This is a genomic window from Pseudoalteromonas sp. SR41-8 (genome assembly GCF_014163915.1).
Taxonomy (GTDB): domain Bacteria; phylum Pseudomonadota; class Gammaproteobacteria; order Enterobacterales; family Alteromonadaceae; genus Pseudoalteromonas; species Pseudoalteromonas rhizosphaerae.
The window spans coordinates 51871-72293 of the sequence record NZ_JACJEE010000022.1; the positions used below are offsets into that span (position 1 = coordinate 51871).

Sequence of the window (20423 nt, forward strand, 5' to 3'; positions counted from 1 at the left end):
AGAGATACTGTGGCAAAAGTCATCGCAATAGCAAACCAAAAAGGTGGTGTGGGTAAAACCACCACAGCAGTTAATCTCGCGGCATCAATGGCTGCAACTAAACGTAAAGTGTTGCTTATTGATCTCGATCCGCAAGGCAATGCAACCATGGGTAGCGGCGTAGACAAATACGGCGATGTGGCAACAATTTATGATTTATTAATCGAAGATAAACCAATTGAAGAAGTTGTTACTAAAGAAACCTCTGGTGAATATCATTTAATTGCTGCCAATGGTGATGTTACCGCCGCCGAAGTTAAACTGATGGAGCTTTATGCTCGAGAAGTACGACTACGCAATGCCCTTGAAAAAATATCTGATCAATATGAATTTATTTTTATCGACTGCCCACCATCGCTGAACATGCTTACGGTGAATGCAATGGCGGCCGCGGATTCAATTTTAGTGCCTATGCAATGTGAATATTATGCGCTTGAAGGCTTAACCGCATTAATGGACACAATTACGCAATTAGCCAAGTTAGTTAATCCAAAACTACAGATTGAAGGGATTTTACGTACTATGTACGATCCGCGTAATCGTTTGGCCAATGATGTATCTGAGCAGCTTAAACAACATTTTGGCGATAAAGTATACCGCACCGTGATCCCACGTAATGTACGTTTAGCTGAAGCGCCGAGTTTTGGTGCACCCGCAATGTATTATGACCGGGCATCAAGTGGCGCTAAAGCGTATTTAGCACTTGCCGGTGAAATGTTACGCAGAAAAGAAAAAATATCCCCAATCGTCGCCTAACTTGAGGTAAAAAGAACATGTCTGCTAAAAAACGCGGTTTAGGCCGAGGACTCGATGCTTTATTAAGCTCGTCAAAACCAGCACCGAGTGCCCGCACTGAACAACCCAACGTGAGTGAGCAGGATGTAATTGTTCAGCCAACCAGTAGTGAACTGCAAAAGCTACCGATTGAGTTTTTACACTCAGGTAAATATCAGCCACGTAAAGACATGTCCGAAGAAGCGCTTGAAGAGCTAGCAAGCTCAATTCGATCGCAAGGGATTATTCAGCCAATTGTAGTTCGTCCAGTAGCAGAAAACAGTTATGAGATAATTGCTGGTGAACGTCGCTGGCGTGCTGCACAAATAGCTAAGCTAGACGTAGTACCATGTATCATTAAAGATGTGCCTGATGAAGCTGCGGTGGCCATCGCATTGATTGAAAATATTCAACGCGAAGATCTAAATGCCATGGAAGAAGCGGTTGCATTGCACCGTTTGTTAACTGAGTTTGAATTAACTCACCAACAAGTGGCAGATGCCGTAGGCAAATCACGCACGACGGTAACTAATTTATTACGACTAAATAATCTTAATGATGATGTTAAAATATTGTTGGAACATGGCGATATTGAAATGGGGCATGCGCGTTGTTTATTAGCCCTTGAAGGTGAAGCACAATCTGATGCTGCTCGACTGGCTGTAGCAAAGGCTTTAACTGTACGCGAAACAGAAAAATTAGTTCGTTCAATTATTGAACCTGCCCCTAAAAAAGAAACTTTCGAAAAAGATCCAGATGTCAAACAGTTAGAACAACAATTAGCCGAAAACTTGGGTGCTAAAGTTGAAATTAACTACAACAAAAAAGGCAAAGGAAACTTAGTTATTTCGTATACTAACTTAGAAGAGTTAGATGGAATTTTAAGCCGTATAAATGCAGAGAATTCCGAGCATTAATAAATATCATGTCCAAAAAGAGACATTCGTCGCAAATTTGCACCACAATACACCGACTCAAGTTGCAAAACTGGTAGGAATCAGTATAATTTCGCCAGTTTTCATGCCCTGACAATTAGATTGCCACTAAGGTTAACTAAACGTGACAAATAAGTTAGCGAGGCCATATCGGCTTGCCGCATTAAAATTAATATGTCTTCAGGGTGTTGTAGCATTAGTTGCTGCTGTAATCATTTTTGTTGGTTGGGGAGTAGATGCCGGCCTTTCAGCTATCGCTGGAGGCACTGTAGCGGTGCTCCCTAATTTTGTATTTGTTATCTATGCATTCCGTTATATGGGTGCTAGTAAAGCAAAACAAGTGTTTGCCTCGTTTAAACGCGGCAACGGATTAAAATTTTTGCTAACAATCTTTTTGTTTGCGCTGATATTTAAACTGTATCCGGTAATCTTTTTGCCATTTTTTTGTAGTTTTATATTAGTGATGTTCGTTGGATTGTTCGCGCCAGTTTTTTTTAATCATTAACTTTTGGGATATAACATGGCTGCAGGTGAAGAGCTAACTCTAACGGGTTACATCAAGCACCACCTAACCAACGGTCAGGTGCGTCTATCCGACGACCCTAACAATTGGTGGATGGTACTTAATGTCGATACCCTAGCATGGTCTATCGGTTTAGGATTGATCTTTCTATGGATCTTCAAGCGCGCTGCGAATAAAGCAACGCTTGGTGTTCCTGGTAAATTTCAGTGCTTTATCGAGATGGTCGTAGAATTCGTTGACTCTAACGTGAAAGATACCTTTCACGGTAAAAGTAAACTAATTGCCCCTCTTGCTCTGACAATTTTTGTCTGGGTATTCTTGATGAACTTAATGGATTTAATACCTGTTGACTTCCTACCAACTGCTGCGGCATTGATTAGTGGTGAGTCTTGGGATGTTATTTCAAGCGGTCAATCGCATACTTATATGAAAGTGGTACCTACAACCGATCTTAACTTAACGTTAGCAATGGGTTTAGGTGTATTCGCACTTATCATCTTTTATTCGATTCGCGTTAAAGGCGTTATGGGTTTTGTTAAAGAACTTACATTACAACCGTTTAACGTTAAGAACCCAGTGGTTCAAGCACTATTTATTCCAGTAAACTTGTTACTAGAGCTAGTAACCTTGTTTGCTAAGCCAATCTCATTGGCACTACGTTTATTTGGTAACTTATACGCAGGTGAATTGATCTTCATTCTGATTGCAGCGATTGGCTTATTCCAATTACCACTGCACTTCGTATGGGCTGTGTTCCACATTCTCGTAATCGTATTGCAAGCATTCATCTTCATGATGCTAACAATTGTATACCTGAGCATGGCGTCAACTGATCATTAATCAGACGTCAGTTCAATAAAGATTTTTTTACTTAAACTTTAAACTTTGAAAATTAATCGGAGAAAACAATGGAAATCGTACTAGGTCTTAAATATATCGCTGTAGCGTTACTTATCGGTTTTGGTGCTTTAGGTACTGCTATCGGTTTTGGTAACTTAGGTGGTAAATTCCTTGAGTCTGCTGCTCGTCAACCTGAGCTTGCACCACAACTACAAGTTAAAATGTTCATCGTAGCGGGTCTTATCGATGCTATCGCGATGATCGGTGTAGGTATTGGTCTATACATGTTGTTCGCACTTTAATATTGAAAAAATACTTTATCCGCGATCAACTATTGACTAAGGAGGAGTGGTTGTGAGTTTAAACCTTACTCTACTCGGCGAATTAATAGCATTTATCGTTTTTGTTTGGTTCTGCATGAAGTTTGTGTGGCCACCACTTAACGGTGCTATTGAAGCTCGCCAGAAAAAAATTGAAGATGGTTTAGCGGCCTCTGATAAAGCTGAAAAAGATCTTGAACTTGCTCGTAAAAAAGCAACTGCAGAACTTAAAGAAGCTAAATCACAAGCTGCTGAAATCATCGAGCAAGCTAAGAAGCGTGCAACGCAAATCGTAGACGAAGAGACATCTCGTGGTCACGACGAGCGCGAAAACATCATTGCTCAAGGTCATTCTGAAATTGAAGCCGAGCGTAACCGTGTTAAAGAAGAACTGCGTAAGCAAGTTGCTACTTTAGCGGTTATCGGCGCACAGAAGATTCTAGAGCGCGAAATCAATGAAGCCGCGCACAGCGACATTGTTGAAAAACTTGTAGCTGAGCTTTAATAGGAGGGTCTGAGCATGTCTGAATTGACTACAATCGCTCGCCCATACGCTAAAGCGGCCTTTGAATTTGCCGTTGAAAAAGGCGTAGTTGAGAGTTGGAATGATATGTTGTTTTTTGCTTCAGAAGTGGCGAAAAATGAACAAGTCGCTCAATTCCTAACTGGAAGCGCCTCTGCTGATAAGCAATCAGAAATTGTTATTTCTGTTTGTGCAGAGCAACTCAACGAATACGGTCAAAACCTTGTAAAGGTTATGGCTGAAAATGGACGTTTGACCGCCCTACCAGCTGTTGCACAATTGTTCTCTGCTTTTAAAGCAGATTACGATAAAGAGATTGATGTTGACATCACCTCTGCAACAACCCTTGCTGCAACGCAGCAAGAAACACTGGTAGCGGCACTTGAAAAACGTTTCGCACGCAAAGTTAAGCTGAATTGTAGTGTTGACGAATCACTTGTTGGTGGCCTTATGATTAAGGCTGGAGACACAGTAATCGACGGCACTGTTCGCGGTAAATTAAACCGTTTAGCCACTACACTACAATCGTAATTGGGAAGAAGAGCATGCAACTTAATTCCACTGAAATTTCTGATCTGATCAAACAACGTATTGAGAAGTTCGAAGTTGTAAGTGAAGCTCGTAACGAAGGTACAATTGTATCTGTTACTGACGGTATCATTCGCATCCACGGTCTTGCTGACTGTATGCAAGGTGAAATGATTGAGCTTCCAGGCAACCGTTATGCTATCGCACTAAACCTTGAGCGTGACTCAATTGGTGCAGTAGTAATGGGTCCATACGCTGACCTTACAGAAGGCGTAAAAGTATACACAACTGGTCGTATCTTAGAAGTTCCTGTTGGTGCTGGTTTACTTGGTCGTGTTGTAAACACACTAGGTGCACCTATCGACGGTAAAGGCGCTTTAGATAACGACGGTTTTGAACCTGTAGAAAAAATTGCACCGGGTGTAATCGAACGTAAATCAGTAGATGAGCCAGTACAAACTGGTTATAAATCTATCGATGCGATGATCCCAGTGGGTCGTGGTCAACGTGAACTTGTGATCGGTGACCGCCAAACAGGTAAAACTGCACTAGCAATCGATGCAATCATCAATCAAAAAGACACAGGCGTTAAGTGTGTGTACGTAGCGATTGGTCAAAAAGCATCTACTATTGCTAACGTAGTACGTAAATTAGAAGAGCACGGTGCATTAGCAAATACTATCGTAGTTGTTGCATCTGCTTCTGAGTCTGCGGCACTTCAGTACTTAGCACCGTTCGCGGGCTGTACTATGGGTGAATACTTCCGTGACCGTGGTGAAAACGCATTAATCGTATATGATGATTTATCTAAGCAAGCAGTTGCTTACCGTCAAATCTCATTGCTACTTAAGCGTCCACCAGGTCGTGAAGCATACCCAGGTGACGTATTCTATCTTCACTCTCGTCTTCTTGAGCGTGCATCGCGTGTAAACGCTGAGTACGTTGAAAAGTTCACCAATGGTGAAGTGAAAGGTAAAACAGGTTCATTGACGGCATTGCCAATCATTGAAACTCAAGGCGGCGACGTTTCTGCGTTCGTACCGACTAACGTTATCTCTATCACCGATGGTCAGATCTTCTTAGAAACTGACTTATTCAACTCAGGTATCCGTCCGGCAGTAAATGCTGGTATCTCGGTATCGCGTGTTGGTGGTGCTGCACAAACTAAAATCGTTAAGAAACTAGGTGGCGGTATTCGTCTAGCCCTAGCTCAGTATCGTGAATTAGCTGCGTTCTCGCAGTTCGCGTCTGACCTTGATGATGCAACTCGTGCTCAACTTGAGCATGGTGAGCGTGTAACAGAGCTAATGAAGCAGAAACAGTACGCGCCAATGTCTGTTGCTGAAATGTCTTTGTCGTTATTTGCAGCAGAGAAAGGTTACCTTCAAGATATCGAAATCGTTAAAATCATGGATTTCGAAGCTGGGTTACTTTCTTATGCAAACAGCACATACGCAGAGCTTATGGCTCAAATCAATGAAACTGGTAACTACAATGCCGAGATCGAAGCGCAGCTTAAAGAACTTCTAGAGAAGTTTAAATCTACGCAAACTTGGTAATTTAGTTATAAATGGTGCGCTTTAGTTCGCTAAAGCACACCTTGATTCGGAGAAAGAGTCATGGCCAGCGGAAAAGAGATTAAAAGCAAGATCGGTAGTATTAAAAATACTCAAAAGATCACTAGCGCTATGGAAATGGTTGCTGCGTCTAAAATGAAAAAGGCACAGGAACGAGTGGCTTCAAGCCGTCCGTACGCTGAAAATTTACGCAAAGTGATCGGTCATGTTGCTAATGCTAACCTTGAATATCGCCATCCATATATGGAAGAGCGTGAGGTCAAGCGCGTTGGTTATATCGTCATTTCTACCGACCGTGGTTTATGTGGTGGCTTAAACTCTAATGAGTTTAAGAAAGTATCTTTAGATATCAAAGCGTGGAAAGAAAAAGGTGTTTCTGCTGATTTCGCAGTTATGGGCTCAAAAGCCGGCACTTTCTTTAACCGTTTTGGTGGAACAGTACTTGCCAAAAAATCAGGGTTAGGCGATGCGCCTTCTATTACCGACGTAATTGGTCCGGTAAAAGTAATGCTTGAAGCATTCAATGAAGGCAAATTAGACCGCTTGTATGTGGTTTACAACAAGTTTGTAAATACCATGAAGCAAGAGCCAACAATCGATCAGTTGTTGCCTTTGCCAAAAGACGAAAGCAAAGAACTTGCACACCGTTGGGATTACATTTACGAACCAGATCCAAAAGCAATTTTGGATACATTAATGGTTCGTTTTGTGGAATCTCAAGTATACCAAGGTGTAGTTGAAAATGCTGCCTCTGAACAGGCCGCCCGTATGGTTGCAATGAAAGCTGCAACTGATAACGCAGGCGACCTTATGGATGAGTTACAGCTTGTTTATAACAAGGCTCGCCAAGCGGCAATCACACAAGAAATTAGTGAGATTTGTTCTGGTTCAGCAGCAGTTTAATGCTTCGGGCAAAGATTAACGAGAGGAATAGACATGAGTTTAGGTAAGGTCGTCCAAATTATCGGCGCCGTTGTGGATATTGAATTTTCACAAGACAGCGTGCCAGCCGTATATGACGCGTTAAAAATAACAGATGGCGATTTAGCTGGTTTGACTCTAGAAGTTCAACAACAGCTAGGTGGCGGTGTGGTACGTACTATCGCACTAGGTACTACTGACGGTTTACGCCGTGGTGCATTAGTATCAAACACAGGTGAAGCGATTCAAGTTCCAGTTGGTAAAGCAACGCTTGGTCGTATCATGAACGTACTTGGTGAGCCAATCGATGAAGCTGGTCCAATCGGCGAAGAAGACCGTATGTCTATTCACCGTGCAGCGCCTTCATACGAAGAGCAATCAAGTTCAGTAGAACTTTTAGAAACTGGTATCAAGGTAATCGACCTTGTATGTCCATTCGCTAAAGGTGGTAAAGTTGGTTTATTCGGTGGTGCCGGTGTTGGTAAAACCGTAAACATGATGGAACTTATTCGTAACATCGCAATCGAGCACAGCGGCTACTCAGTATTCGCCGGTGTTGGTGAGCGTACTCGTGAGGGTAACGATTTCTACCATGAAATGAACGATTCAAACGTACTTGATAAAGTATCGCTTGTATACGGTCAGATGAATGAGCCTCCAGGTAACCGTTTACGCGTAGCGTTAACAGGTCTTACTATGGCTGAAAAGTTCCGTGACGAAGGTCGCGACGTACTTTTCTTCGTAGATAACATCTACCGTTACACACTTGCTGGTACTGAAGTATCTGCACTTCTTGGTCGTATGCCATCAGCGGTAGGTTACCAGCCTACACTTGCTGAAGAAATGGGTGTACTGCAAGAGCGTATCGCATCTACTAAGACGGGTTCAATCACTTCAATCCAAGCGGTATACGTACCTGCGGATGATTTAACGGATCCATCTCCAGCAACAACGTTTGCTCACTTAGATGCAACAGTAGTACTTTCGCGTGATATCGCGTCACTTGGTATCTACCCAGCGGTAGACCCACTTGATTCATCTTCACGTCAACTTGATCCATTAGTAATTGGTCAAGAGCACTACGATACAGCACGTGGCGTTCAGACAGTTCTTCAGCGTTATAAAGAACTTAAAGACATCATTGCAATCCTAGGTATGGACGAGCTTTCTGACGAAGATAAGCAACTTGTATCTCGTGCACGTAAAATCCAACGTTTCCTATCTCAGCCATTCTTCGTGGCAGAGGTTTTCACAGGATCACCGGGTAAATACGTGTCACTTAAAGACACAATTGCTGGCTTCAAAGGCATCTTAAACGGTGAATTTGATGATATGCCAGAGCAAGCGTTCTACATGGTTGGCTCTATCGAAGAAGCTCAAGAAAAAGCCAAAAACATGTAATTAGGAGGGTAGTATGGCAGCTATGACTGTACATCTTGACGTAGTAAGCGCAGAGCGGAAGTTATTCTCTGGTCTGGTTGAATCGATTCAAGTAAGCGGTAGTGAAGGTGAACTAGGTGTAAACCCAGGACATGCGCCACTATTGACTGCCCTTAAACCTGGTATGGTACGTTTAGTAAAGCAATTTGGTCACGAAGAAGTAATGTATGTTGCTGGTGGTACTCTAGAAGTGCAACCGAACATAGTGACTATTTTGGCTGATGTAGCGGTTCGTGGTGAAGACCTTGACGAACAAGCAACAGAAGCAGCTAAACGTGAAGCTGAAGCGCAAATGGCGAATTCTTCAGCCGCTGAATTAGATTATCAACAAGCAGCAGTACAACTTGCAGAAGCAATTGCACAGCTACGCGTTATTCAGCAATTACGTAAAAAGTAAGCCTATCTGGTTTTCAAAAAGCCCACTTTATGTGGGCTTTTTTGTGCTTGAAATATACTGCATTGTTATCTTATTAGAACGCTATCATTTTTCTAAACTCTACTTTTACAGCTCTTTATCATTATTTTTACTTATATCCTTCATCGATCCCCGTTACAATATAACTAATACAAAGCAAGTTGTGATTTCAGCTTAGATTCAGTGGCTACTGCTAGATTGCCATTGAGTAAGTGCACATGATGTGACTTACGTAATCTTTTTGAATTTACACGCGCTTATTCATTTCAATAAAACAAAGAAAGAAGGAAATTGTTTTAATGTCACTTACTACTGTAATTCTTGCTGCGGGTAAAGGTACTCGTATGCGTTCTGCTCTACCTAAAGTGCTGCACAAGGTTGCCGGTAAACCTATGGTGCAACACGTTATCGATAATGCTAAAGCACTCGGTGCGACATCTACTAACTTAGTTTTTGGTCATGGCGGCGAATTATTACAACAACAACTTGCTGACAACGATGTTAACTGGGTACTTCAAGCTGAGCAGCTTGGTACTGGCCATGCAGTGGCACAAGCAAACCCACATATTAATGATGAAGACACTGTATTGGTTTTATACGGTGACGTACCATTAACAAAGCAATCAACCCTTGAGCGTTTAATGGCTGCTACACCTAAAAACGGCTTAGCCGTGCTTACTGTAAATTTAGCTAACCCTAATGGTTATGGCCGCATGTTACGTGTTGATGGCAAGCTAGTAGGGATTGTTGAACAAAAAGATGCAAGCGCAGAGCAATTACTTATTAACGAAGTAAACACTGGCATCATGGCTGTAAATGGTAAATTACTCAAAAGCTGGTTAGGCAACTTATCTAACGAAAACGCGCAAGGTGAATACTACCTCACAGATATAGTCGCCATGGCGCACAGTGAAGGTGTAGAGATAAGCTCAGCACAACCAGATCATCCAATGGAAGTTGAAGGTGCAAATAACCGCGTACAACTTGCAGGCCTTGAACGCGCATATCAAGCATGGCAAGCCGAACAGTTAATGCTTAATGGTGCAACGCTTGCCGATCCTGCTCGCATTGATGTACGAGGCGAAGTGACAACTGGTGAAGATGTATTAATTGACGTAAACGTTATTTTTGAAGGTAAAGTTACTCTTGGTAATAACGTTGAAATTGGCCCTAACTGCGTACTTAAAAATTGTACTATTGGCGATAACGTGATTATTAAAGCTAATACCTTAATTGAGGATGCTAGCGTAGCCGATAAGTGTACTTTGGGGCCTTATGCTCGCCTGCGCCCAGGTGCGATTATGGAAGAAGACTCGCATATTGGTAACTTTGTTGAGATGAAAAAAACCCGTTTAGGCAAAGGCTCTAAAGCAAATCATCTTTCTTACTTAGGCGATGCTGAAATTGGTGAAAAAGTGAATATTGGTGCCGGTACTATTACCTGTAACTACGATGGCGTAAATAAAGCCAAAACCATTATTGGTGATAATGCCTTTATTGGCTCTAACTCATCTCTTGTTGCACCGGTAAACATTGGCGCAACAGCAACTGTTGGTGCAGGTTCTGTGATCACCAGCACAGTTGAAGATGAACAGCTAGCAATCGCACGTTCAAAACAGCGCAACTTAACCGGTTGGAAACGCCCAGTTAAAAAGTAAGCGCAGTAGTGTTTACCTTAGCTAGAAAAGCGAGTTTATACTCGCTTTTTGCTTTTTATTTAGCTGTAACATACTGCTATTAACTCCTGTTGCATCCGTTGAACTTTAATTTGCTGAGGTTGTTTTGGGCAATTAGCGCACTTTGCAACATTACCTATTTGGTAATGCAAACAACATGTTTTTCGCGTTAATGCTAATGATTCTGAGCAAGCTGTAAGCATAGTAAACTCCCCCGCCTCTGAGATATCGAGAGCATGCAACCAGTGCGCTGCCATTACATGAATATTAAACTGCGGCTTTCGCTTTGCATGAAGTAGTAGTATTGCTAATAGCGTGTCAGCTAATAAGGACATCGCCAAACGCTCATTAAGCCTTGCAACGAGGTTTAAATCTGTGAGTAACTTAACAACATAGCGTTTCAAGTGGGCAGCCATATCCGTTACTGCCTGTTGCTGGTTTTGATGGTACTGCGCTTCTATAGTGGATAGTTGCAGCCCTGCAATAACACCTTGCTGATAGTGTTGCTTAAAGTTTTGCAAAGAAAAGCTCATATTAAGTTCATGAACGCTGATAAGCGCTAAATAGACAGGTTGCCAATACAGCATTCCCCAGCTTTTGATTGCCCAATAACTGCGCCCAGCAGCGGGGTATTGCTGCTGCCAATACTGGTGTAACCTTGCAATCAGCAATGAACTGGATTGTATATCGAGCCAATCTGTTGATTGTTCTGGTACTTTTAAAGCACTGTGGTAGCCCTTAGCAAGATTTAACAGCTTACTAAGGACGAGTTGTTCAGCGTTCATAACGAGTTTAGATACTTAAAATGAGGCGTTTAAACTAAGCTCAACACTGCGCTCAGCGCCCATCCAACAGCCATTTATATCAAAACAAGCACCCACATAACGTTTGTCTGTTAAGTTACTCACGGCTAAACCGATTTTATAGCTGTCGTTAAAACGATAGCTAGCGGCAGCATCAAGCAAGGTATAACCCGGTACTGTATCGGAATTTAAGGCATCTAACTGACTTTCACCGACATAACGTACACCGCCATTAAATTCCAGTGCATCGTTAAAGAAGTAATTTAACCACATTGAGGCTTGTTGCTCAGCTACCCAAATTGGTGTTTTACCTTCCAATGCCGGGTTTTGTGGATTATCTATTACCTCAACATCCATATCTGTTAGATTTACAGTAACATCAAGAGTGTCAGTGAGTTGCTGATAAACACTGATCTCAAAACCCTTCGATTGTACTTCACCATTTTGTGTGTATTTCATAAAGTCTGGAGTGTTAACCACCACATCTTGTTTGCGCAAATCAAAAAAGGCCGCGGTTACTTTAGTTGTTGCATCATTGTTGTGATATTTCATCCCGACTTCAATTTGCTCTGCGGTCGTTGGTTTAAATGCTTTGCCAGTTAAGGTATCTACCCCCGAAGTGGGCTCGAATGATTCTGAGTAACTGGCATAAGGAGCAATGTTATTATCAAAGGTATAAATTGCTGCCATACGAAAAGTGGTATCGCTTTGATCGATTTCTTGACTACTAGATATACCGCTTTTCGTATCATCTGTAACACTGTAGTAATTATCATAACGAAGGCCAGCAATCACTGTCAGCGCATCGAGCTTTATCTCATCTTGAAGATAAAAACCGCGTTGAGATTGCTCTAAACGGCTAAATTGACGATAGCTATCTAAAGCGGCTGTAGTAGCTGCATTAAACTGGCTGTGATCTGGATTTGATAAATCAAGTGTTGGCGTATTTGCACCAAAAGTATCGGCATAGTCAAATGTAGAATCAAGGGTTTGATATTCAAAGCCAAATAATAGCTGATGATTAGTCTTCGCTAAACCAAATTGCACAGCGAGTTGGTTATCAATTACGAAGCCTTCAGCGTCTTCAATGGTTTTATAGGCAGTACGAGTTAAAATTTTATCTGCATCCGCTAAGCCGAAGTCATAGCTATTTTGTTGCGTGGCATCGGCATTGGTATAACGAAAGTTTTGCAAAAACGAAATTGAATCTGAAAATTCATGATTTAATTTATACCCGATCATAGTGACTTCACGAGCAAACTCAGCCCAGTTTTCATCGCCAGCATACGCATCAGCATCTAACTTACCGTAACTGGCTTCGTAAAGTGTGCCTTTCGCGGGTAATGGCGTTGATGGCACCATTTTAGGATCGTCTTGATAATATAAGTTAAGGTTTAAGCTTGTTTGCTCACTTATCTCAAAAGTTACTGAGGGCGCAATGGTGATTCTTTCTTCTTCGGTTGTTTGCTGTTGGCCGTCGCGGCTACGGGCAAGTGCAATAAAGCGATAATTAACGCCGTCGGTAATAGCGCCTGTGCTATCTAAAGCTAATTCAGCCAAGCTATTGCTACCAATTCGGGCTCTAATATTGTGCTCAGAGGATGCTTGTGGCGTTTTTGCTGTTTGGTTAACCATGCCACCTGGAGGTGCCGATCCGTATAAAACCGATGCTGGGCCTTTTAAAATTTCGACACTTTGTGTTGCATACGCATCTACTTGTGGAGCTAAGTTATAAGCTAGGTTGTATTGCAGCGGTAAACCATCGTAAAAATTACGGTAACTTTCAAAACCACGAATCGTATATTGGTCAAAAATCGTTACTGTACTGCGATTTTCAGGTGTGATCCCAGAAACATAGCGCAATGCTTCATTAACGGTATCTACTTGGCGTAACTCTAGTAATTTATTGTCGTAAACCTCAAAACTCATAGGCGATTCAATCGGTGTCAAACTCGATTTGGTCCCTGTTGAACGATAACTTTTTCCATATACTTCAATACTTTCTATGTCGTCTGCGGCTGGCTTTTCTGCAGCAAACCCATAGTTACTCATTAAACATAATGATATTGCAGATAGTCCAAACATTGATTTTTTTAACACAATCACTCCTTAAATTTTACTAGAATTAAACCATTGACACTTTATTAGAAACGCGATTAGTATACATTCTCATTTAGATTTATCAATTGTTTTCAATTAAAGGTGATCGTGCTCATGGTTCAGTTAAATGTGTTACTGGCGGATTCACAGCAGCAAGCTTCAACTAATGAAGCAAGTTCAATGCTTAATTCAATGTTTAATAAGGAAAATATAGATAATTTTAAAATAGGTCTTGAGCAGGTTATGCAATTGTTGGAGCAAACAATCGCAACACAACAAAAACCATTTAGCGGAATATTACCGCAGGAGCTAGCTAAAAAATTTATTGGTATTGACCTTAATCAACCGCTGTTTGATATACCGGACGCACTAGAAGAAGTTGCTCAGCTTTATCTTAAAGATGCTGTTTATTTTAATAATCCACGCTATCTCGCGCATTTAAATTGTCCGATTGTTTATCAAAGTATCCTTGCTGAATTGCTCGCTACTTCGATTAATACTGCTGTAGAGACCTGGGATCAAAGTGGTGGTGCCACTTTTATTGAACAAAGTATCGTAGATTGGACACTCTCAAAACTGGCGCTTGGTGAGCAGGCTGATGGCGTATTTACCAGTGGTGGTACGCAATCTAATTTGATGGCGATGTTGTTAGCTCGTGATTTTCAGTGCCATTTATATGCAGGGCATACTAATAAACAGCAAGGTTTACCACACGACTTTAGGCGACTAAAAATTTTCACCTCAAAAGTTAGCCATTTTAGTATTCAAAAAGCCGCCGCAATTTTAGGACTTGGTTACGATGCTGTTGTAAGCGTTCCGTGTGATGAATATTTTAGAATGGATATGACCGCTTTAAATCAGTCAATCGAACACTGTCAGCAACAAGGCGATATCGTTATGGCCATCGTTGCAACAGCTGGAACAACTGATTTTGGTAGTATCGACCCATTAACGCAGATAGCTGAAATAGCTAAGCGCTGTGGTGCGTGGCTTCATGTTGATGCTGCTTATGGCGGGGGCTTATTAATAACGCCCAATAATAAACACAAGTTAGCGGGTATTGAATGCGCAGATTCGGTCACTATTGATTACCATAAGTCATTTTTTCAGCCTGTTAGCTGCAGTGCTTTTTTTGTAAAAGATAAGCAACATCTATCAGTTGTTACTTATCATGCCGAATATTTAAACCCATTAAGTCAGCAACAAGCGGGAACGCCAGATCTATGCAATAAGAGCATTCAAACCACACGACGTTTTGATGCGTTAAAGTTGTGGTTTTCACTGCGTACGGTAGGAGCTCAAAACTTAGGTGTAGCATTTGAACAAGTGATGCATTTAGCACGACAAGGTTATTTGTTATTAGCCTCTGAAGCAGATATTGAAATTATTCATCAGCCGCAGTTAAGTACACTGGTATTTCGTTTTGTTGGCGATAGCGGTGCTACAGATAGTGAATTGGACGCCGTAAATAAATATATTCGTAAACAGTTATCTCGCCAAGGTGAGGCGTTGATCGCGGCAACTAAGGTAGCAGATAAACAATATTTAAAGTTCACCTTACTGAACTGTGCCACCACTATCAATGATATCCAGCAAGTTGTAAGGCTTATAAAGCAATATGGTTATCAATACTTAGCAAGTGATTTAGCGAACGAACATGCTCCTTTAAGTCTTGCACTGGAGGAAGTTAGCTATGGATAAGTCCATTTATGATGTTATTGGTATTGGTTTAGGGCCATTTAATTTAAGTCTGGCATGTTTAACTGCGCCACTTGATGGAGTCAGCAGTCTCTTTTTAGATAAAAAAGCTGAGTTTAATTGGCATCCAGGCATGATGCTTCCTGAGGTAAGTTTACAAACCCCCTTTATGTCTGACTTGGTAACGCTTGCTGACCCAACTAGCCCTTATAGCTTTTTAAACTATATAAAGCAGCAAGGTCGACTGTATTCTTTTTATATTAGAGAAAACTTTTTCTTACTTCGCCAAGAATATAATCAGTATTGCCAGTGGGCAACAAAGCAGCTGCCTAATATACGTTTTAATTCAGAGGTTCAGCATGTTGAGTACAGCCAAGACGAAGATATTTATATAGTACAAACAGCAGAGCAAGTGTATCTAGCTAAACATTTAGTGTTAGGCACCGGGCCAGTGCCACGTCATCCTCAATGTGCTCAAGCATTTAAGTTACAAGAGGGGGTTATTCATTCTAGCAACTACTTAGCCAATAAAAGTCAATTACAGCAAAAACAGTCGATCAGCATTATTGGTAGCGGGCAAAGTGCCGCTGAGATTTTTTATGATTTATTACAAGAGATTGAGCAGCATAATTATCAACTAAATTGGCTTACTCGTTCTTCACGGTTTTACCCGCTCGAATACACTAAATTAACGTTAGAAATGACCTCTCCAGAATACGTTGATTATTTTTATCAATTACCAGAACAAAAACGCCAGCAGTTAAATCGTCGTCAGCATAATCTCTATAAAGGTATTAATAGCGAATTGATCAACAATATTTTTGATTTGCTTTATAGCAAACGGCTAACAGCTAAATTGCCAGTAAGCTTGCACACAAACTCGGCATTGATTGATATGACCTACCTGAGCCACCAGCAGGGTTTTGAACTTAGCTTAGAGCAAACTGAACAGCAGCAAGGTTATTCACTAAACACCCAAAGCGTTATTTTTGCAACGGGTTATCAGTCTTACCAACCGAGCTTTTTAGCAGGGATCAGTCATTGCATTGATAGTGACGACGCGGGGCTTTATCAAGTTGCTCGTAATTACTCAATAGACAAGCAGCATCAACGTATTTTTGTACAAAATACAGAGCAACACACCCATGGTTTTGTGACTCCTGATTTAGGCATGGCATGTTATCGCAACTCTTGTATTATTCGTGCGATCACCGGACATGAATATTATCCAATAGAACGTAAAATAGCTTTTCAGGAGTTTGCTGCGCCCAATTATGAGTTAAGCGACGAAGTAGAGCAGTTTCGCGCATGAGTAAGCAGTTTAAAGTTTTGTTGATCGCGGTAACGGTATTTGCAGTGCTCAGTGATTCAATGTTATTGCCGTTTTATCCTACTTTCTTTAGTGCGGTATTTAATATAAGTGACCCTGCCTATGTTGGCACTTACATTGCTGCCAGCTGCTTTGTTGTCATGGTATGTTTTCCTATTTGGGCCTTCATTAGTAAATACATTAATGTGCTACCTTTATTGGTTTATAGCCAAATTGCTGCGGGTGTATTTAGTGTCAGTAGCTTTTTTGCTAGCGACTTAAATTGGTTTTGGTTTTCCTCCATGGCTATGTTTGCTTTTAAAGCCAGCTATTTACTGGTTTATCCATACTTAATGAGCTTGGAAGCGAAAAAAAATCACGTTGCGACGATTGCAATGCTTAGTGTTGTGGTGCACTTTGGCGCCATACTTGGCGCACTTGCTGGTGGCTTTGTGTTATCGGCTCTTCCTGGCAAAGCCGCATTTTTAATAATGGCTCTAAGCGATTTTACTCAGGTTTTTGTGTGCGCCTATCTCATAAGATTAGCGCCTAGTAAAAATCAGTCGCCTCCAGTAGCAAAAACATCAATCACTTCATCAAGTCGTTGGCCTGTATATCAACTTGGCATTGTTATGTTGTGCTTTTACTTTAGTGCTTTTTTGATCCGGCCTTTTTTTGCGGCATATTGGCAAAGTATTAGCGACACCTCCAGTATCGTCCTAGCGAGTGTTGTGTTTTCTATCCCTGCTTTTATGGCATTGCTTGCGCTGTGCTTTAATCATTGGCGGCAGCACACAAATCGCAACCCCATCAACTTATTAGTTGTCTTTATGTTGATCATTACAGGCGTTGCATTACAAGCCAGCCCTCTTTACTTAGTAGTGATCGCAGGACGCTGCCTGTTCGGTCTATCGCTATTCATTATTATTGTGCGTCTTGATCTGCTGCTTTACCAAGTGAGTACGCCAGACAAGTACGCTGAAGATTTTAGTAAAGTCAGTTTTTGCCAAAGCTTAGGTGTACTTTTAGCTTCTTACTGCGCGGGTTTGCTGGTTAAAAGCTCTGGTTTAGTAATACCTTTTTGGGTCGCCGCTGGTGGGCTCGCTATATCTGCTTGTTGTTTATGGCTACTGAGCAAGCAAAGTCGACGCCATACTCCTTGCGCCAATCTGGCATCGACCACGAGGGCTCAATAATGTCCATTACAGCAGCTGTTTTTTGCCAGCAGTTTACTAATATCGCAGAGCTTAGCTTAAGGCCATTTAGCCTAGCACAAGATCTCGCGTTAATTCACCAGTGGGTTACTCAGCCTCATGCGCAGTTTTGGGGCATGCAGGAATTTACCATTGAGCAGTTACAGCAAGAATATCTAAGCCTGTTAGCACATAGTGATATTTATATCGGCTACGCAAACAATAGCGCGTGTTTTTTAGTTGAGTTATATGACCCTCTATTAGATGAAATAGGTAATCATTACCCCGTCAAAGCAGGTGATATTGGCATGCATATTCTAATCGCTCAAAGCAATAACAAGGTGCATGGCTTTACTTGGTCGGTGTTTCAACTGGTGATGAATTTCATTTTTGCTAATGACAAAAATCAGCGCGTTATTGTTGAACCCGATATTCGCAATAACAAAATTCATTGTTTGAATACTAAAGCCGGCTTTCGTTATCAATCTGCGGTTAGGTTAACTCATAAAACCGCACATCTCGCATTTTGCACGCGTGATAACTTTTATCACGCATTAAATAAGGATAATACTATGAAGCACATTCCCCTGAGCCCAGAGCAAGCCGTCAGTCATTTAACGCCACAGCTATGGCGGCATGTAAATAGGTTACATGTTCGCAAAGCTTTGAGTGAGTTTGCTCATGAGCGGCTGATAAAACCGCAATTGACCAATGAAGATTCAGATTGGCAATATTTTGAGCTCAGTACAGACAAAGAAACCATTGTTTATCGCTTTAAAGCCAAGCTGGGGTATTTGAATCACTGGCATATAGCAGCAGACTCAATTGAAAAACAAATAGATAACCAAGTAGCCGAGCTCGATTCAATCGCCTTTATTTGTGAGTTACAACATAGTTTAGGTATCAGCCAAGCTATGCTGCCTACTTATTTAGAAGAAATAGCCAGTACTTTATATGGCAGTGCTTATAAGCATCAGCTGCCAGCATTGACTGCTGAGCAGCTCACCACTGCGGATTTTCAACAGGTAGAGAGTGCGATGACGGAAGGTCATCCTTGCTTTATAGCAAACAATGGTCGAATAGGGTTTGATACCAATGATTATCGCCAATACGCACCAGAGACTGGCGCGCACTTACAGCTGGTTTGGCTAGGTGCGCATAAAGATAGAGTGGTGTTTTCGACCACCGATGATTTAGATTATCAAACACTCATAACGCAAGAGCTATCGACGCACACCATAGAGTCATTTAAGCAAAAGCTATTAGCGCGTGGAGTAAATAGTGACGATTACTTCTTTTTCCCCGTTCATCCTTGGCAGTGGTTTAATAAACTCGCGTCGTTATTCTCTAACGATATTGCTGATCAGCATTTGGTTTGCTTAGGATACAGTGAAGATGAATATCAGCCGCAGCAGTCTATTCGTACTTTTTTCAATAAAACACATCCGCATAAACGCTATGTAAAGACCGCACTGTCAATTTTGAATATGGGATTCATGCGTGGTTTATCGCCTTATTATATGAGTGCAACTCCCGCAATTAACGATTGGGTAGCACAAGTAGTATCACAGGATCCGTACTTAGCTGGATCCGGTTTTACAATTCTGCGTGAGGTTGCAGCAATTGGTTATTATAATCACGCTCTAGAAGCCGCAACCGATCAATACAGTCCATATCGAAAAATGCTTTCTGCACTTTGGCGTGAAAGCCCAATGCCAAAGATAAAGAGTAATCAGCGCTTAATGACCATGGCGTCGCTGCTGCATATAGATAATCAAGGACAAGCGTTATTACCTGCTTTGATAAAATCAGCCAAGATAGGTACTCATATATGGATTGCTAAATATCTAAAAGCATACTTAGATCCACTCCTTCATTGTTTCTACTCCCATGACTTAGTCTTTATGCCTCATGGTGAAAACTTGATCCTGTTACTTGAGAACAACATTCCAGCCAAAGCAATAATGAAAGATATTGCCGAGGAGATAGCTATTCTTAATAAAGATTTAGTACTGGCGGATAATATTCAACGCTTAACTGTGGATGTGTCCGATGAATTAAAAGTGTTGTCAATTTTTACAGATGTGTTTGATTGTTTCTTTAGGTTCGTGGCTGATATCCTTGAACAGCAAAACGACTATTCAGAACGAGACTTTTGGCAACAAGTTGCAGAGTGTGTAATTAGCTATCAACAATCACACCCAGAACTAAAAGATAAGTTTATCAAGTATGATCTATTTAGTGCTGATTTTACCTTGTCGTGTTTAAACCGATTACAGTTAAGTAATAATCAGCAAATGATAGATTTGGCAGATCCGGCAAAAAATCTTAAATTTGAAGGAAAATTAATCAATCCGATAGCCGCATTTAATCCAATTAAAAAAGATAACAGTGCAACAGTTTAATAATTGCTATTTAGCTATGAGATGGATCAGGTCTGTATGCGCAGCTTGGTTGCTCTCATAGCTGAAAATTTAAGCGAAAATAACGCTGTAACGCCTTGTTTGTATGCCTTTTGAGCAAATGGTTAATTAATTTAATAAAACTGAAATAAAGCGTTGACGGCCTCAAGAATATCCCTATAATGCGCATCCACTGACCCGGCAGGCAGCAATGAAAAGCGCTGAACAAACGGTAAGTAAGTCGAGTAAAACTTAGCTTTGAAATCTTTTTAAAAGAAACTAAAAATTAAGTGTTGACAAAAAAATAGGAAAGCGTAATATGCGCAGCCCTAGCGAGATAAAGTTTAACTTTAACCGCAACGTTCTTTAACAATATAAAGCAATCATCTGTGTGGGCACTCGTACAG

The 20423-nt window shown here is 41.3% G+C and carries 18 protein-coding genes; 16 read left to right on the forward strand and 2 right to left on the reverse strand.

Annotated features, from left to right (window positions below; genetic code table 11):
- Positions 1–9: 9 nt before the first annotated feature.
- The 12 genes from H5162_RS14725 (at position 10) to glmU (ending at position 10493) form a co-directional block, all read left to right on the forward strand.
- On the forward strand, positions 10–795 hold the full coding sequence (locus H5162_RS14725) for a ParA family protein (protein WP_145241697.1): 786 nt from the start codon (positions 10–12) through the stop codon (positions 793–795).
- A gap of 17 nt (positions 796–812) precedes the next feature.
- Positions 813–1730 carry a ParB/RepB/Spo0J family partition protein gene (locus H5162_RS14730; RefSeq protein ID WP_145241695.1) on the forward strand — a complete coding sequence of 306 codons (918 nt, stop codon included), beginning with the start codon at positions 813–815 and terminating at the stop codon, positions 1728–1730.
- A gap of 142 nt (positions 1731–1872) precedes the next feature.
- Positions 1873–2253 (forward strand): ATP synthase subunit I, encoded by a 381-nt coding sequence (locus tag H5162_RS14735; RefSeq protein WP_145241693.1) that lies wholly within the window; start codon positions 1873–1875, stop codon positions 2251–2253.
- A gap of 15 nt (positions 2254–2268) precedes the next feature.
- Positions 2269–3111, forward strand: a complete 843-nt coding sequence (gene atpB, locus H5162_RS14740) for a F0F1 ATP synthase subunit A (protein WP_145241691.1) — start codon at positions 2269–2271, stop codon at positions 3109–3111.
- A 68-nt stretch (positions 3112–3179) separates the two neighbouring features.
- Positions 3180–3413, forward strand: a complete 234-nt coding sequence (atpE, locus tag H5162_RS14745; RefSeq protein ID WP_009838908.1) for a F0F1 ATP synthase subunit C — start codon at positions 3180–3182, stop codon at positions 3411–3413.
- A gap of 52 nt (positions 3414–3465) precedes the next feature.
- The gene (atpF, locus tag H5162_RS14750; RefSeq protein WP_145241689.1) at positions 3466–3936 is read left to right on the forward strand and encodes a F0F1 ATP synthase subunit B; all 471 of its coding nucleotides are present in this window, start codon (positions 3466–3468) and stop codon (positions 3934–3936) included.
- A 15-nt stretch (positions 3937–3951) separates the two neighbouring features.
- The gene (gene atpH, locus H5162_RS14755) at positions 3952–4485 is read left to right on the forward strand and encodes a F0F1 ATP synthase subunit delta (RefSeq protein WP_145241687.1); all 534 of its coding nucleotides are present in this window, start codon (positions 3952–3954) and stop codon (positions 4483–4485) included.
- Between the two features lie 14 nt (positions 4486–4499).
- The gene (gene atpA, locus H5162_RS14760; protein WP_145241685.1) at positions 4500–6041 is read left to right on the forward strand and encodes a F0F1 ATP synthase subunit alpha; all 1542 of its coding nucleotides are present in this window, start codon (positions 4500–4502) and stop codon (positions 6039–6041) included.
- A 60-nt stretch (positions 6042–6101) separates the two neighbouring features.
- Positions 6102–6962 carry a F0F1 ATP synthase subunit gamma gene (gene atpG, locus H5162_RS14765; protein ID WP_145241683.1) on the forward strand — a complete coding sequence of 287 codons (861 nt, stop codon included), beginning with the start codon at positions 6102–6104 and terminating at the stop codon, positions 6960–6962.
- A gap of 33 nt (positions 6963–6995) precedes the next feature.
- The gene (atpD, locus tag H5162_RS14770; protein ID WP_145241681.1) at positions 6996–8381 is read left to right on the forward strand and encodes a F0F1 ATP synthase subunit beta; all 1386 of its coding nucleotides are present in this window, start codon (positions 6996–6998) and stop codon (positions 8379–8381) included.
- 13 nt (positions 8382–8394) lie between these two features.
- The gene (locus H5162_RS14775; RefSeq protein ID WP_145241679.1) at positions 8395–8817 is read left to right on the forward strand and encodes a F0F1 ATP synthase subunit epsilon; all 423 of its coding nucleotides are present in this window, start codon (positions 8395–8397) and stop codon (positions 8815–8817) included.
- Positions 8818–9134: 317 nt separating this feature from the next.
- Positions 9135–10493 carry a bifunctional UDP-N-acetylglucosamine diphosphorylase/glucosamine-1-phosphate N-acetyltransferase GlmU gene (gene glmU / locus H5162_RS14780; RefSeq protein WP_182778861.1) on the forward strand — a complete coding sequence of 453 codons (1359 nt, stop codon included), beginning with the start codon at positions 9135–9137 and terminating at the stop codon, positions 10491–10493.
- A 59-nt stretch (positions 10494–10552) separates the two neighbouring features.
- On the opposite strand, the gene H5162_RS14785 is transcribed toward glmU, so the two are convergent.
- Entirely contained in the window at positions 10553–11296 is a 744-nt protein-coding gene (locus H5162_RS14785) for a siderophore ferric iron reductase (protein WP_182778863.1), read from the reverse strand.
- A gap of 15 nt (positions 11297–11311) precedes the next feature.
- On the reverse strand, positions 11312–13399 hold the full coding sequence (locus H5162_RS14790; RefSeq protein ID WP_182778871.1) for a TonB-dependent siderophore receptor: 2088 nt from the start codon (positions 13397–13399) through the stop codon (positions 11312–11314).
- 129 nt (positions 13400–13528) lie between these two features.
- Here H5162_RS14790 and H5162_RS14795 point away from each other — a divergent pair, with 129 nt between their 5' ends.
- Genes H5162_RS14795 through H5162_RS14810 form a run of 4 tightly spaced genes read left to right on the forward strand, consistent with a single transcriptional unit; the run spans position 13529 to position 20019 of the window.
- Positions 13529–15115, forward strand: coding sequence for an aspartate aminotransferase family protein (locus tag H5162_RS14795; RefSeq protein ID WP_259398257.1), 1587 nt, complete (start codon positions 13529–13531; stop codon positions 15113–15115).
- The gene (locus tag H5162_RS14800) at positions 15108–16424 is read left to right on the forward strand and encodes a lysine N(6)-hydroxylase/L-ornithine N(5)-oxygenase family protein (RefSeq protein WP_182778865.1); all 1317 of its coding nucleotides are present in this window, start codon (positions 15108–15110) and stop codon (positions 16422–16424) included. The genes H5162_RS14795 and H5162_RS14800 overlap by 8 nt, the downstream gene beginning before the upstream one ends.
- Complete coding sequence (locus H5162_RS14805; RefSeq protein ID WP_145241671.1) at positions 16421–17617, forward strand: MFS transporter; 1197 nt, start codon at positions 16421–16423, stop codon at positions 17615–17617. Before H5162_RS14800 ends, H5162_RS14805 begins: the two co-directional genes overlap by 4 nt.
- Positions 17617–20019 (forward strand): GNAT family N-acetyltransferase, encoded by a 2403-nt coding sequence (locus H5162_RS14810; RefSeq protein WP_182778867.1) that lies wholly within the window; start codon positions 17617–17619, stop codon positions 20017–20019. The genes H5162_RS14805 and H5162_RS14810 overlap by 1 nt, the downstream gene beginning before the upstream one ends.
- Positions 20020–20423 lie beyond the last annotated feature (404 nt).